Raw genomic sequence first — 15,277 nt, 5'->3', positions numbered from 1 at the left:
TAATTATATTAAAGAGAGGAGGGCAAACTCTCTATTACTATATCAAAATTTGTTTTATTTTTAAGGAGGAGTTTAAGAAATGAAAAGGTATCAAGCAGTAGCGTTTTTATTGTCAACAGCAATGACAGTAAGCAGTGTAGCTCCTGTATTTGGAGCATCTAATGACATTTTTGGCCACTGGGCAGAATTTACAATTACAAAATGGCAAAATGAAGGTAGAATTGGCGGTTATGAAGACGGCACATTCAAACCAGACAGAGCAATTACAAGAGCAGAATTTGTAAGACTGTTAAATAGTGCAGCACCAACAGCATTTACTTCTAGTGCATCTATTAACTTTAGTGATGTAAAAGAAAGTGACTGGTTCTATGCTGATGTAGCAAAAGCAGTAGGCGGCAGAGTAGCAAGTGGTTTTGAAGATGGTACATTCAGACCAGGCGAAACAGTAACAAGAATGCAAGCAGCTGTATTTATTTGCAATGCAAAAGGTTTAACACCAAATGAAGCAGCAGCAAATAACTTTACAGATGCAGCTTCTATACCAGCATGGGCAAAAGGTGCAGTAGGAGCAGCAGTTGCAGCAGGTTACTTAAGCGGTTACCCTGATGGTAGCTTTGGTGGTAGCAAAGGCATGACAAGAGCAGAAGCTGTTTCTACATTAGATAGAGTATTAGGTGGCGGCAGCACAACAACTACACCATCAGGTGAAATCGATACAACTGACAGAGATAACACTAGCACAGAAGACAACAGAACAGCTGAAGCTGGTAACATGGTATGGACTAGCGGCGGTGGTGGCGGCGGAAGCAGCAAAGGTTCTAGCTCTTCTAGCTCTAGCGACAAAGACAAAAAAACACACAATGTAACTATTCGTTCTCAAAAAGAAGCAAATGACTACAGCGGCAAAACATTGACAGGTACTACAGCAATTTATGTTGATGGTAGTGGTATTGATTTGCAAGATATTAAATTCAAAGGCGATGTTGATATTTATGCAGATGATACAGCAACAGCAGCAGCTTACATAGGAGAAGATACTGCAGTAGCAGCAGAAAGTAGTACAGTTGATATTTATTTTGAGGGTAAAACAAGTGTAAGCGGACAAATCACAGTAATTAGAAACAACGTAGCAGGTGCAGACAAAGTGGTTATCAGAACACGTACACCAAGAGCATTGAGTGCATCTGTATTAGCAAAAGTAGCAACGAAAATTGTTGGTTTTGAACTGAATAAAGTAGAAGCACAAGCACCTGTTGAAATTGCAGAAGGAGCAAAAGTAAATACAGTAGAAGCTGGAGATAATGCTGTTGTAGAAGTAGCAGCAGATGCTTCTGTTGATAAAGTAGATGTAACAGGTGACGCAAAAGATATTGTATTAAAAGGCGAAGGTAGCACAGATGTTAGTGTAAAAAGTGGTGCATCTGCACAGAATATCGTTGTAGATAGTGCAGAAGCAACTGTTGAACTCAAAGGTGATGCAAAAGTAAGCAATGTACTTTTAACAGGTGACGCAACAGCAGCAGTAAAAGTAAATGAAAATGCAAAAGTAGAAAATGTAGCAGTAAGCGATAGTGCAAGTGCTGACGTTGCTGTAAAAGATAGTGCTGCAGTAGGAAAAGTAGAACTTTCTGACACAGCTATAGCTAAAGTAGATGTTGCAGCAGATGCAAAAGTGGATACTATTACATCTTCTTCTACAGCAAAAGGTTCAGAAGTTACAGGTGAAGGTACTGTAAATAAAATTGAGGCTACAGTACCTGGTACAATAGACACATCTAATGCTGGAGAAAATATACCTAATGTAGAACAGAAAGAAGAAGAACCATCTACACCAGCAACAGTAACAATTACAGCAGCAGATGTAAAAGGAATAACATTAGATACACCAGTAGCAGGTGAAACTGCTAAATTAAAAGGAGTGCCTACAGGCGTAAAAGTAGCAGCAGAAAAATGGTCAGCTGTAAGCACATCAGCAACAGCAGATGAAACTACAACAAAACAATATGAAGCAGCAATTACATTAACACCAGAAACAGGTTATATTTTTGATGCAGAAGTTAAAGTAGAAGACCTTACTGGTTTAAAAGATGTTATAGTTGCTGATACTGCAACAGCAAGTGCTACAGAAATTAAATTTATTGTAAAAGCAGATATAGAAGATAGTGGTACTGTAACACCACCACAAGATAAAACACCAGCTTCTATTATATTCACATCATCAGCTGTAGACCCAACACAGCCATTAAATCAGGGTTCAGCAATACGTATATTTGCAGATGTAAAAAATGCAGCTGGCGAACAGTTGTCTTGGAGCGATATAACAGGTTTTGACTGGATTATTACAGATGGTGAAGGTCAAGAGATTAATATAGCAGATAAAACAAAAGTAGAAATTAAAAAAGAACTTTTAGAAGAGGGTCAGTCTGTAACGATTAAAAATGTAGCTGCTGAAGAAGGTTATGTTGTTAATGTATCTGCGAAAATAGAGGGTGTTACTTTGAAGGAAGTAAGTACTATGGAAATTACTATGACAACAACACCAGCAGAACTTTATGCAATTAGAGTAGTACCAGAAACGTCAAAGAATAAAACAAAAAATTTCAGACCAAATGATACAGTAACATTTACATTAGAAGGAAGAACTTTAGATAACGCAATTATGGATATTCCTGATGGAGGAACATATAAATGGTCAACTACAGACACAAATTACTCTACAGAATTTAATACAATAACTACTCCAACAGCTTCACTTACTATTTCTGCTGATGACGCTGGATTAACAGCAGGAACAACAACAACAAAAGATATTACAGTAACAGCAGAATGGACACCAAAAGATGGAACTGAAAGTGATAAGAAAACTGGAGATGCGACTATCAAAGCTGAACCAGCAGCAGTAGCGAAAACATTAACAGACATTACAGCAGAAGGTGGAATAAAAGAAGGCGAAGTAGTAACAGTAGCAAAAGGTGGAAAATTAACACTTACTACTACTGTAAAAGACCAATATGGTGAACCAATAAAAGATGCCACAGTAAATTGGAGTGTAGCAGCTACAGATGCTGGAACATTTTCAGCTGCATCATCTACGACAGATGAAAGTGGTGTAGCTACGACTGACTTTACAGCAAAAGATGCTGAAGTAGCTAGTGCAACAATTACAGCAGCAATTAAAGATGTGACTGGTTCAGATGTAACACTTGGTATTAAAGTAAGCGAAGAAAATATACCAGTAACAGTTGAAAAAGCAACATTAGAGAAAGCTGCAAATGCACCTACAAGTATTGTTTCTGTAACAGATGGTACTATTACAGTAGCAGAAAATACAGAAGTTTCTGTAATGACACTAACAAACTTTACAGTAAAAGTTAAAGACGTAGCACTTACAGATACTGTAGGTATAGCTACAATTAAAGTAACTGATAATACAGGCACAGAAAAAACAACAGGAAATTTAGTAGCAGGCGACAAAGTGACTGTAACTGTTACAAAAGATGGTAAAAAAGTTGCAGAGGGTGTTTATACAATCGCTTTAGATAATGATACCAACAAAACAATTTCATCAATTGCAGACATCACACTTAACGAAACTCATATACCAGTAGGAGGAAAAGCTGTACCTACTACTGCACAAACAGTAACAGGAACTGGTTATACAGCAACTGTTACATATGAAGAAAGCGAAAATACTGATAATTTTGCTGATGTAGATGGTACAAAATACTTCAAACCTGGCACAGCATATGTAGCTATAGTTACAATAACACCAAATGCTGATGAAGGTTATAGTTTTGCAGATAATTTTACTAACACATTTAAAGTAAAACTTGGTGCAGATGATGAAGGAACTGAAGTGAGTTTAGCTGATGGAACAGATGGTGTTAAAACAGGAACTGCTACATTCGCAGCTACAGAAGCAGCTACAGCAGAAATTACTACAACACCAACTGACTTAACAGGAACAACAACAGCAAAATTTGAAGAAACAATTACCATTGAATTAACAGGCGATGCTTTTAAAGCTGTTGCTGCTGATACTGCTATTACTAATTTGTTTGAAATTACAGATTTACCATCAGGTTTTACAGCTACAGTAAATGAAGTAACAGCAGCAGCTAATACAGCAGTGATTAAAATTGTAAGTGATAGCGAAACTCCAGCTGAATTAACAAAAACAAATGCTATTACAGTGAAAGTATTGGCAGCTGCTTTAATAAGTGAAAAATCAAACATTGAAATAACAGATAGTTTCACAATTGAAATAATACAAGAATAATAAAAACAAAAAAATTGCATAAACTCAAAAAATAATATAGTTAGTGTTTAAAATAGAAGTGTCCGAAAAACATTGATATAGGGACATCAATGTTAATTATTAAGAAGTACAAATATCTATAAAACAATGTGTATGCCCCTAAAAGCAGAGGGGCAGCACTATTGTTTTGGCTCTGTTCTTAATTGTAAGAACAGAGCTTTTTTATTATACAAATCAAATCATTTTTAGAAATATTTTTTCATAAACTGAGAAAGCAAGTATTAATATAGTAGAAAAAGCTGTCCATTTTTTTACTATATTATATGAAAATAGAAATAAAATAATAAAAAACATAACAATTATATTGTACATTTATAACAGAAATATTGTTAAAATTGTATTTAATTACTAACATTTTGACAAAAAACAAAAAAGTTTTTAAAACATTAGTATCTATTAACAGAAAAAAATAAGAAATGTAGTTTATTAAATTTGTAATTTGTGGTATACTAGAAAAGTAAAAGGCATAGCAAAATATGCCAAATACAGTTTTTTTAAAAGAGGAGGAATTTAAAAATGGTAAAAGTAGGTATTAATGGTTTTGGACGTATTGGTAGACTTGTTTTCCGTGCATCTTTAAGCAGAACAGATTTGGAAGTTGTTGCAGTAAATGACCCTATGATTGATTTGGATTATATGGTTTATATGCTCAAATATGACTCTGCTCATGGCCGTTTTGATGGCGAAGTTGGAACAAAAGACGGAAAATTAGTAGTAAATGGAAAAGAAGTAACTGTATTTAGCTGCATGGACCCTAAAGAAATTCCTTGGGCATCTGCTGGTGCTGAATATGTTGTAGAATCTACTGGTTTGTTCACAACAACAGACAAAGCTTCTGCTCACTTTACAGGCGGAGCTAAAAAAGTTGTTATCTCTGCTCCATCTTCTGATGCTCCTATGTTTGTAATGGGTGTAAATAACGACAAATATAGCAAAGATATGACAGTTGTTTCTAATGCTTCTTGTACAACAAACTGCCTTGCTCCTTTAACAAAAGTTATCAATGATAAATTTGGTGTAGTAGAAGGCCTTATGACAACAGTTCATTCCACAACAGCTACACAAAAAACAGTTGACGGCCCATCTAAAAAAGATTGGAGAGGTGGACGTGCTGCATCTGCAAATATTATTCCATCTTCTACAGGTGCTGCAAAAGCAGTTGGTAAAGTTATACCTGAATTAAATGGTAAATTGACAGGTATGTCTTTCCGTGTTCCTACAATTGATGTTTCTGTTGTTGACTTAACATGTCGTCTTGCAAAACCAGCAACATATGAAGAAATTAAAGCTGCTGTAAAAGAAGCTGCTGAAGGCCCAATGAAAGGCATTTTGGATTACACAGAAGACGATGTTGTATCTAGCGATTTCTTAGGCGATGCTCATACATCTATATTTGATGCAAAAGCAGGTATTGCTTTAAATGACAATTTTGTAAAATTAGTTTCTTGGTATGACAATGAATGGGGTTACAGCAACAAAGTTGTAGACTTAATTCAACATATGGCTAAAGTAGACGCTCAATAATTTTTAAAAATAAAAACACCTTATCTATTTGATAAGGTGTTTTTTTCATTCTTCGGTTTAGTTTTTACAGTAGCAATTGTCCAATATCCTTTTAATTTTTTGACGAATGATATAATTTCTGGTTTTTCATCTTTTTCTAAATTGGCTAATTTTTCATATTCCCTCTTTGACAATGTCTGCCATAGAGCATACTGCTTTTTATATAATTCAGCAGAAAGAGGATTTATTTGGCACCATTGGTTCATTTTTTTATTGTAATATTGTTGCAAACTCCTATATTTTTTATAATAAACATCTTTCTTTTTTTCTTTTTTAAAATTTTTTTCTACACAATTCTGAGAACAAAAAAGAGCGTCTATTCTTTTGCTAGTAAAGCAAGTTTGACATTGAGGACATATTTTAAAAGGTGGTAATACACAACATTCTACAAATTTTTGATATTCTATCAATTCTACAATAAGTGCTTCATGTAATGTATTTACATCATATACTTGTATAAAGCCAATAGAAGGCTCATACTCATAATGAATAGAAAATGATAATTTGTTTTTTTGGCTACTGTTTAATTCATACAATATAGGCAATTTTTGAAAAGAAGAAAAAGCATTGACATTACTTTGTAAATGCAAATTTTGAGAAAGTATTTTTATTGTTTCAAAGAGTAATGTATGCAGTTGCTCTATTTGCTTCTCTGTTGTACTAAAAATTTCTTTATTAAAAAGCAATTCTTTTTTATTTACAAAATGTAATATGGTATCTCCTAAATTTGTAGAATAAATACGTGGCAAAAAAAGTTTTTCTTGATATGATATAATAGGCATTTGCATATTGTTTTGATAAATGGAAATATACATAAAATATCACCTCACTGTAATATATTGTTTAACTATATTATAGTGTAATGAAGTAAAATAATCAACAATATTATTACAATAATAAATATTTTTTATCATTGTAGAAATCAGTATTTTTTCTATAAAAAAGCATTTGTGCATCATATTTTCAACATGATACACAAATGTTCTATTAGTATTATTTTTACTTATTACTATTTATTTTTTAATAGAAAATTGATATGTAGTTTTATGCTCATAAATATCACCTGCTTTTAATATAGGTTTTTCAAAATTGTCTACGTTAATAGCATTTGGAAAATACTGTGTTTCTAAACAAAAACCACAACGATGAGATAATATTACATTATTTTTGCCCACATTAGAACCATCTAAAAAATTGGCAGTATAAAATTGTACTCCAGGTAATGTTGTTGTCATATCCATTTGTATACCAGTTGTTTCAACATAAACAGAGGCAGCGATAGAGGAGTTATTTAATATCCAATTATGGTCATATCCCTTACCAAAACGAATTTGTTCATAGTTTGTATTATTGATATTTTTGCCAATAGGAGTAGGTGTTGTAAAATCCATAGGAGTACCTTTTACAGAAGCAATTTCACCGTGAGGAATAGACTCAGCGTCTGCTTTTGTAAAACTGTCTGCATTAAGTGTTAAAATGTGGCTGAGCACATCACCACTGTCATAACCTCCTAAATTAAAATAACAATGGTTTGTTAATGCACAAAGTGTATCTTTGTCTGTTGTAGCTTTATGAAGTATTGTAAGTTTATTGTTTTGGTCAAATGTATATGTTACAGTAACTGTTAACGCACCAGGATAACCTTCTTCTCCGTCAGGACTGACATATGTAAATATAATGCTGTCGTTTTCCTCTTTTGACTTCCAAACTTTTTTATCAAAACCAATTTTTCCACCGTGTAAGTGATTTTTGCCATCATTGGAATAAAGATTATATGTTTTTCCATTAAGTGTAAAAGCAGAGTTTCCAATTCTATTACATACACGACCTACTGTTGCACCTATATAAGCAGTTTTTGTTTCATAATCTTCTATGGTATCATATCCTAATGATACATCACGTAGTATACTATTTTTATCGGGAACACATATAGAATGAATACGTGCACCATAGTCCAAAAATTCTACATAAGCATTTTCCTTTCCATATAGTCTATAACAATATACTGTTTCACCAGACGCTGTTTCACCAAATAATTTTTTTTCTAAAGCCATAATAATTACCTCCTTATTTTTATTTAAAAATAGAAAAATAAACTATTTTATAATGTTTAATATTTAGAAGGTTTTAATGAATAACTTTCTGTAAGCATATCAAAATCTTCTTCATCAAAATCTTCTGTTGCTGTTTCAGCAGCATATTCTTGTAAAAGAATTATCAGTCCTAATAATCTTAGTGGGTCTTGTTCTGTGTATATTTTCCCATCTTTTTGTGCAGACCACATAAAGTCATCAAAATATATTTTATCTTTTTCATTTGTATTACTAATATAGACTTCATATCCCCATTTCATTAATAAATTGATACTTTTATTATACTTATTGTATATTTTAACATAATCCATATTTTTTTAATCCTCCTCATATTCTGTTTCACTTAACTGTAATAAATAACGATGGGGAACGGCTTCTCTTTGCTTCCAATTTTGACCATATTTTTCTATAATGGTTAAAAGACCTAATAATCTTACAGGGCTTGTTTCTAAATAAGTTTTCCCATTTTTTTTAGCATAATAATACATATGGTCATCTAAATATTCTGTTTCTGTTACTGCTGAAACAGTATAACCCCATTCATATATTTTTTTAAGTGCATAATTTTGTGTATTTCCAGCATCAGTAATATTGACATTTATCATATTTTTACCTACTTTCTCCAAAACTCAAAAATCAATTCTTTCATAATAATCTTCTTTTATTACCTCACCAGATTTCCAATCAGGTAATATTTGCATTAAACCTAATACTGCTAATATATCATCTGATACTAATCTATCATAAATTTTTCTTTCATCATCAATATATTTTATTGCCTCCCAGTGAATATAGCCATTATCATAGGGACACATGGAAACAATATAGTTATTTTCTTGTAATATTTGTATTGCCATACTCCAATAATCGAAATCTTTATTTTTTGCCGACATAGTTTATTACCCCTTTCAATTATTCCTCTACCATACGATAGCCAACACCAATTTCTGTAAAAATATATTGAGGTTCTGCAGGATTTTTTTCTATTTTTCTGCGAATATTTGCCATATTTACTCTCAAAATTTGATTATCCTTTACTGCATAAGGCCCCCAAAGTTCTGCAATAATTTGGTCATAAGTCAATACTCTGCCTTGACTTTTTGCCAAAAGAGAAACAATTTTAAATTCAATTTGTGTTAAATGTACTTCCTTACCATCTATTATAACAAGACGTTTTCCAAAATCAATAGAGAGTCCTTTTACAGAAAATTTATCATTTTGTACGATATTGTTTGAGGCATGACGTATTGCTGTGCGTATTCTTGCTAAAAGCTCTGATGTGCCAAAGGGCTTTGTAATATAGTCATCAGCACCTGTATCTAATGCTTCTACTTTTTCTTCTTCATTTACACGAGCAGAAACTATAATAACAGGAATACCAGACCATTGTCTTAATTGCTTTAATATTTCTAGGCCATCTATATCAGGTAGTCCTAAATCTAATAATATCACATCAGGACAATGTGAGGCAATCATGGAAAGTGCTTCTTTTCCATTAGAACAAAGTAATGTGGTATAACCATTTGCTTTTAATGTTGTTGCTATAAAATTACTGATAGAAATTTCATCTTCTACAATTAAAACTTTAAATTTATTCGCCATTAATATCTTCTCCTTTTGGTAATGAAAAACGGAATGTTGCACCGCCATCTGTATTATTTTCTGCTGAAATCGTTCCATTATGAGCTAAAATAATAGATTTACAAATAGAAAGACCTATACCAAGTCCACGAGTGGAGTCACCTGTTTTTTCAATAGATACACCATCAAATATATGGTCTATTTCATACGGATTTAAGCCAATACCATTATCTTTAATAGAAAAAATGGCTTCCTTTTGTGTATAAACTACAGTAAGTAATATTGGTTTTGTGCTATGAGAATGATAAATTGCATTTTCAAGCAAATTAATAAGTACCTGCATAATTAACGTTGCATCCATAGGAACCATTATAAATTCTTCTGGAACAGTTACTTTTACTTGACAATCAGGAAATCTTTTTTTCATTTTTACTATTGTTGCTGATACAATTTCTTCTATAGCTTCATACTGTTTTTTTATAACAGCATGTTCATTGTTAATTCGAGTGACTGCTAATAAATTTTCTACCATATGTATTAACCATTGTGCATCTTGTATAATATCATTTAGTAATTTTTGTGATGATTGTTTCGATAATGTATCATTATTTTCTAAAAGAGTAGTTGCAGAAAATACAATACAAGTTAAGGGTGTCCTTAAATCATGAGAAACAGCACGCAATAAGTTACTTCTCATTTTTTCTTTTTCTGTTTCTACTAATATTTTTTGTTGTTTTTCAAAAAGATTTTGTCTTTCTATTGCTAGTATTAACTGAGATGTCATAATACCTAAAAAATTTAATGCTTCTGGCTGTTTAAAATGTTCATTTTCAAATAAAAGGCCAATAACGCCAAAAACAGTATCATCTGTGCAAATAGGTAAATAAGTACCTTTTGCTTCTTTTTGATAAGGTGTTCCTGCTCCTGCACCATTTGCAGAAGTATAACAATATTGTGCTGCATTTTGTTCTGCTTGTTGTTCAAATAAAGTATTATGATGAGGCATAAGTGATTTAATACCATAATTTTTATCTGACAAGGGATTTCCGAAATAAATAATTACACTACAACCATAGAAATTACTAAAATAGTCAAGTGTTAGCGTTCTAATATTATCCATACCTGTTGCAGTTAAAAGTCTTTTTGTAATATCATGCAAAGACTCTGCTTGTTTTTCTCTTGTAGCAGAAATAAGAACTTGTTTTTTAATTTTAACAGTAAGTGTACTAATAATAGAAGATATTACAAGCATACTTAAAAATGCAAGAGGATAACCTGCCAATAAAAAATTAAAAGCATAATAAGGATAGGTAAAAAAGTAATTCACACTAAAAATACCTAAAAAAGAGGAAAAAATACCCCAAATATAACCAGAAGTGACAACAGAAATTAATGCGACTGCAAGAATATAAACACTAAAAACATTATCTTTTATTGCAGAAACATTAACTAATATCAAAGCAAGAAGTGTTGCAATCAAAAAAATAAATACTGTTTTTAAAAAATCAGAAAACAATATGACAATATTAATATGTTTTAAAATACATTTTTTCATATTTTTGAACCTACCTAATCGTTATTTATAATTTATTATAACGTAGTAATGTAGTAATGAAAATAACTTTTTGATTGCAAACTAAAAAAACTTTTGCTATAATGTATCATGTATTTTTGAAAGAAGCACTATAAAAACCATAGGTATTATATTTTTACACAAGAGTGAAGGAGTGGAACAATGAAAAAAGTACCTTTTATTACACAACAACAAGCAAAAGAATTAATAGAAAAATATCCTACACCATTTCATCTCTATGACGAAAAAGGCATTAGAGAAAATGCTAGAAAAGTGAAACAAGCGTTTTCTTGGAATAAAGGTTTTAAGGAGTATTTTGCAGTAAAAGCAACACCAAATCCAGTATTGCTTCAAATTTTAAAAGAAGAAGGCTGTGGTGCAGATTGTTCCTCTTATACAGAATTACTCTTATCTGAAGCAGTAGGTGTTACTGGTTCAGATATTATGTTTTCTTCTAATATGACACCAGCAGAAGATTATGTTTTAGCAAAAAAATTAGGTGCAATTATCAATTTAGATGACATCACTCATATTGATTTTTTAGAAAAAGTAGCAGGTATTCCAGAAACAATATGTTGCCGTTTTAATCCTGGCGGATTGTTCCAAATCAATAACGATATTATGGATACACCAGGAGAATCTAAATATGGTTTTACAAGAGAACAAATGACAGAAGGTTTTTTAAAATTGAAACAAAAGGGAGTAAAATATTTTGGTATACACGCTTTTTTAGCAAGCAATACTGTTGCAAATGAATATTATCCTGAACTAGCCAAAATATTGTTTCAAACAGCGGTAGAATTAAAACAGGAAACAGGTGCAGACATTCGATTTATCAATCTTTCTGGAGGAGTTGGCGTGCCTTATAGACCAGACCAACAGCCAAATGATATTATGGCAATAGGAGAAGGTGTCAGAAAAGTATATGAACAGATATTAGTGCCTGCTGGTATGGGAGATGTTGCGATATTTACAGAAATGGGACGCTTTATGTTAGCACCTTATGGTTGTCTTGTTACAACAGCAATACATGAAAAACATACTTATAAAGAATACATTGGATTAGATGCTTGTGCAGCAAATTTAATGCGTCCAGCGATGTATGGAGCATATCATCATATTAATGTATTAGGAAAAGAAAATGATGAATGTGACCATAGATATGATGTTGTGGGCGGTCTTTGTGAAAACAATGATAAATTTGCTATTGACCGTATGTTACCTAAAATTGATATGGGTGACATTTTAGTAATTCATGATACAGGAGCACATGGTTTTTCTATGGGATATAATTATAATGGTAAATTACGTTCAGCAGAGGTACTTTTAAAACAAGATGGTACAAGCCAACTTATTAGAAGAGCAGAAACGCCACAGGATTATTTTGCGACATTTGATTTTATGGATTTGTTCCAAAAATAAATTTAATATAAAATTGAAATGAAATAAGGAATTTTTAAATGCTTGTATCTATGTTGTTACAAGCATTTTTTATAAGAAATTGATAAAGAGGTAATTCATTATGAAAAAGTACATTTTAATTGTAATGGTAGTTATCTGTTATATTTTTTGTGCTTGTCAACATCAGACAAATACTATACAAGATATGGCACAAATACAGATGTTTGCTATGGATACTTTTATTGATTTAAAAGCAAAAGGAAAAAATGGACAACAAGCACTTTTAAAGGTAGAAAAAGAGATAAACCATTTAGAACAATTGCTTTCTACTACATTGGAAAGAAGTGAAGTGTATGCTATCAATCAAAATGCAGGGGTATCTCCTGTGACGGTAACGGAAGATACATTTTATTTGATACAAAAAGCAAAACAATATTATGAATTTACAGAAGGAGCTTTTGATATTACAATCGCACCAGTAGTAAAAGCGTGGGGATTTACAGAAGAAGAAAAAAGAGTACCTTCTCAACAAGAAATACAACAAAAATTAGAACTAGCAGACCAGAATAAGCTGCATATTGATACAGAAAATAATACAATATTTTTAGAAAAAAAAGATATGGCTATTGATTTAGGTGGTATTGCAAAAGGTTATGCTTCTGATAAAGTAAATGAAATATTAAAACAAGAAGGTATAACATCAGCGGTAATTTCTTTAGGTGGAAATATTTCTGCTATTGGAAAAAAAGAAGATGGTTCTAAGTGGAAAGTGGCAGTACAAGACCCTTTAAATGAGCAAGGATTTGCAGGTGTTTTAGAAGTGGAAGACACTTGTGTAGTTACGTCTGGTGTATATCAGCGTTTTTTTGAACAAAATGGAAAAAGATATCACCATATTATTGATACAAAAACAGGAAAACCAGCAGAAACAGGATTACTATCTGTAACTATTATATGCGAAAGTGGTACTATGGCAGATATGCTTTCTACTTCTCTTATGGTAGCGGGACTAGAAAAAGGAAGTGAATTATGGAGGCAATTTCAAAATTTTGGTGCTATATTTATTACAGAACAAAAAGAAATTTATATTACAGAAGACATTGCTTGTTTATTTACATTAGATGAAAATGCAGCATACGAAATTTCTGTTATAAAAAAATGATATTATACTAATATACAATATAAAAATACTTGTATAATAATATAGTTTATGTAATAATTTATATAATAATAAAATTTCAGAATAAAGGGAGTGTGGATATGCAAAATAAAGATGTAGAAACAGAACAATTAAGAGGAAACATTTTAGATTATATTTATGCGGGTGCATTTTCAGGAATGTCTGCTATGATATTAGAAGAAAGTGAAGTAAAAAATGCTTCTTATGAAGAGTTACAAACAATAGCAGAAAGATATGGCATCAGATAAATTAAAAAATATTGTATGCTTGATAAAAAGTGTACAATATTTTTTTATGTATTTTTTACTTCTAAAATAATTATTTTGTAAAAATATGACGAATTGTATTGACGTTTCTATAAATATAGTATATGATAATAATACTATATTTATAGTTTTAAAATAATTTACATATTATTATCAAGAAATAAAAAAGGAGTAAAAATAATGAAAAAATTAAAAAATTTTTTAAACAGAAAAGATATTGAAATTTCTGTAAAACGTTATGGTATTGATGCACTAAGTGCTATGGCACAAGGACTATTTTGTTCTTTACTGATAGGAACAATATTAAACACATTAGGAACACAAATGAATATTTCTTGTTTAACTACAACAGTTGCTACAGTAAATGGAGTAGATTATACTGTAGGAGCATTAGCGTCTGCTATGAGTGGTGCAGCTATGGCAGTAGCAATAGGATATGCATTACATTGTCCACCATTAGTGTTATTTTCTCTTATTACAGTAGGATTTGCGTCAAATATTTTGGGAGGAGCAGGAGGACCTTTAGCAGTTTATTTTATTGCTGTTATTTCATCTGAATTTGGAAAAATGGTGTCAAAAGAAACAAAAATTGATATATTAATAACGCCACTTGTAACGATTGCAACTGGTATTACAGCATCTGCATTTTTAGCACCAATTTTGGGAAATGCTGCATTGAAAATAGGAGAGTTGATTATGTTAGCAACAAATTTACAACCATTTTTAATGGGCATTATAGTTTCTGTGTTAATGGGAATTGCGTTAACATTGCCTATTTCTTCTGCAGCAATTTGTGCAGCATTTGGTTTAACTGGTCTTGCTGGAGGTGCAGCGGTAGCAGGTTGTTGTGCTCAAATGGTAGGTTTTGCAGTAATATCTTTTCCAGAAAATAAATTTGGAGGTTTAGTATCACAAGGAATAGGTACTTCTATGCTTCAAATGGGCAATATTATTAAAAATCCTAAAATATGGATTGCACCTATATTAACATCTGCTATTACTGGCCCTATAGCAACTTGTGTGTTCCATATGGAAATGAATGGAACAGCAGTATCTTCTGGTATGGGAACTTGTGGTTTTGTAGGACAAATTGGTGTATATACTGGTTGGGTAAATGATATTGCACAAGGATTAAAAACAGCAATTACAATGCAGGACTGGATAGGATTGTTTATGATTTCATTTATATTGCCTGCAACACTATGTCCTATTATTAATATGATATTGCAAAAAATGGACTGGGTAAAAAAGGGAGATATGAAACTTTCTTAATAATAGAAATAAAGTCAAAGGTATAGAAAA

The 15,277-nt window shown here is 31.7% G+C and carries 13 protein-coding genes; 6 read left to right on the top strand and 7 right to left on the bottom strand.

Annotated features, from left to right (window positions below; translation table 11 throughout):
• The first annotated feature begins 79 nt into the window (after positions 1-79).
• Together C820_RS10785 and gap are read left to right on the top strand one after the other, a co-directional pair.
• Complete coding sequence (locus C820_RS10785) at positions 80-4,279, top strand: S-layer homology domain-containing protein (protein ID WP_251855594.1); 4,200 nt, start codon at positions 80-82, stop codon at positions 4,277-4,279.
• A 555-nt stretch (positions 4,280-4,834) separates the two neighbouring features.
• A complete protein-coding gene (gene gap / locus C820_RS10780) occupies positions 4,835-5,842 on the top strand; it encodes a type I glyceraldehyde-3-phosphate dehydrogenase (RefSeq protein WP_004033988.1) in 1,008 nt (335 codons plus the stop codon).
• A gap of 20 nt (positions 5,843-5,862) precedes the next feature.
• On the opposite strand, the gene C820_RS10775 is transcribed toward gap, so the two are convergent.
• The 7 genes from C820_RS10775 to C820_RS10745 form a co-directional block, all read right to left on the bottom strand.
• Complete coding sequence (locus C820_RS10775) at positions 5,863-6,696, bottom strand: hypothetical protein (RefSeq protein ID WP_004033990.1); 834 nt, start codon at positions 6,694-6,696, stop codon at positions 5,863-5,865.
• A gap of 198 nt (positions 6,697-6,894) precedes the next feature.
• On the bottom strand, positions 6,895-7,935 hold the full coding sequence (locus C820_RS10770; RefSeq protein ID WP_004033992.1) for an aldose epimerase family protein: 1,041 nt from the start codon (positions 7,933-7,935) through the stop codon (positions 6,895-6,897).
• A gap of 56 nt (positions 7,936-7,991) precedes the next feature.
• Entirely contained in the window at positions 7,992-8,285 is a 294-nt protein-coding gene (locus C820_RS10765; protein WP_004033994.1) for a hypothetical protein, read from the bottom strand.
• 6 nt (positions 8,286-8,291) lie between these two features.
• Entirely contained in the window at positions 8,292-8,579 is a 288-nt protein-coding gene (locus C820_RS10760; protein ID WP_004033995.1) for a hypothetical protein, read from the bottom strand.
• A 24-nt stretch (positions 8,580-8,603) separates the two neighbouring features.
• Positions 8,604-8,867, bottom strand: coding sequence for a hypothetical protein (locus C820_RS10755; protein ID WP_004033997.1), 264 nt, complete (start codon positions 8,865-8,867; stop codon positions 8,604-8,606).
• A gap of 19 nt (positions 8,868-8,886) precedes the next feature.
• Complete coding sequence (locus C820_RS10750) at positions 8,887-9,576, bottom strand: response regulator (RefSeq protein WP_004033998.1); 690 nt, start codon at positions 9,574-9,576, stop codon at positions 8,887-8,889.
• Entirely contained in the window at positions 9,566-11,110 is a 1,545-nt protein-coding gene (locus C820_RS10745; RefSeq protein WP_004033999.1) for a sensor histidine kinase, read from the bottom strand. The genes C820_RS10750 and C820_RS10745 overlap by 11 nt, the downstream gene beginning before the upstream one ends.
• A gap of 180 nt (positions 11,111-11,290) precedes the next feature.
• Between C820_RS10745 and C820_RS10740 the strand changes: the two genes are divergently transcribed.
• The 4 genes from C820_RS10740 (at position 11,291) to C820_RS10725 (ending at position 15,247) form a co-directional block, all read left to right on the top strand.
• Positions 11,291-12,550 carry a diaminopimelate decarboxylase gene (locus C820_RS10740; RefSeq protein ID WP_004034001.1) on the top strand — a complete coding sequence of 420 codons (1,260 nt, stop codon included), beginning with the start codon at positions 11,291-11,293 and terminating at the stop codon, positions 12,548-12,550.
• 100 nt (positions 12,551-12,650) lie between these two features.
• Positions 12,651-13,691 (top strand): FAD:protein FMN transferase, encoded by a 1,041-nt coding sequence (locus tag C820_RS10735; protein ID WP_004034003.1) that lies wholly within the window; start codon positions 12,651-12,653, stop codon positions 13,689-13,691.
• A gap of 98 nt (positions 13,692-13,789) precedes the next feature.
• Positions 13,790-13,957: a hypothetical protein gene (locus C820_RS10730; protein ID WP_004034005.1), complete on the top strand. Its 168-nt coding sequence runs from the start codon at positions 13,790-13,792 to the stop codon at positions 13,955-13,957.
• A gap of 198 nt (positions 13,958-14,155) precedes the next feature.
• On the top strand, positions 14,156-15,247 hold the full coding sequence (locus C820_RS10725; RefSeq protein WP_004034006.1) for a PTS sugar transporter subunit IIC: 1,092 nt from the start codon (positions 14,156-14,158) through the stop codon (positions 15,245-15,247).
• The last annotated feature ends 30 nt before the right edge of the window (positions 15,248-15,277 follow it).

Origin of the sequence: Clostridium sp. MD294 (assembly GCF_000364165.2) — a bacterium.
Classification (GTDB): Bacteria; Bacillota; Clostridia; order Lachnospirales; family Anaerotignaceae; genus Coprocola.
The sequence above is the reverse complement of the archived record's forward strand: the minus strand, read 5'-3'. Positions and strand labels throughout refer to the sequence as shown.

Bases quoted from the DNA above. Each gene is read 5' to 3' on its own strand.
- C820_RS10785 (WP_251855594.1), top strand. From the start codon at position 80: ATGAAAAGGTATCAAGCAGTAGCGTTTTTATTGTCAACAGCAATGACA.
- gap (WP_004033988.1), top strand. From the start codon at position 4,835: ATGGTAAAAGTAGGTATTAATGGTTTTGGACGTATTGGTAGACTTGTT.
- C820_RS10775 (WP_004033990.1), bottom strand. From the start codon at position 6,696: ATGTATATTTCCATTTATCAAAACAATATGCAAATGCCTATTATATCA.
- C820_RS10770 (WP_004033992.1), bottom strand. From the start codon at position 7,935: ATGGCTTTAGAAAAAAAATTATTTGGTGAAACAGCGTCTGGTGAAACA.
- C820_RS10765 (WP_004033994.1), bottom strand. From the start codon at position 8,285: ATGGATTATGTTAAAATATACAATAAGTATAATAAAAGTATCAATTTA.
- C820_RS10760 (WP_004033995.1), bottom strand. From the start codon at position 8,579: ATGATAAATGTCAATATTACTGATGCTGGAAATACACAAAATTATGCA.
- C820_RS10755 (WP_004033997.1), bottom strand. From the start codon at position 8,867: ATGTCGGCAAAAAATAAAGATTTCGATTATTGGAGTATGGCAATACAA.
- C820_RS10750 (WP_004033998.1), bottom strand. From the start codon at position 9,576: ATGGCGAATAAATTTAAAGTTTTAATTGTAGAAGATGAAATTTCTATC.
- C820_RS10745 (WP_004033999.1), bottom strand. From the start codon at position 11,110: ATGAAAAAATGTATTTTAAAACATATTAATATTGTCATATTGTTTTCT.
- C820_RS10740 (WP_004034001.1), top strand. From the start codon at position 11,291: ATGAAAAAAGTACCTTTTATTACACAACAACAAGCAAAAGAATTAATA.
- C820_RS10735 (WP_004034003.1), top strand. From the start codon at position 12,651: ATGAAAAAGTACATTTTAATTGTAATGGTAGTTATCTGTTATATTTTT.
- C820_RS10730 (WP_004034005.1), top strand. From the start codon at position 13,790: ATGCAAAATAAAGATGTAGAAACAGAACAATTAAGAGGAAACATTTTA.
- C820_RS10725 (WP_004034006.1), top strand. From the start codon at position 14,156: ATGAAAAAATTAAAAAATTTTTTAAACAGAAAAGATATTGAAATTTCT.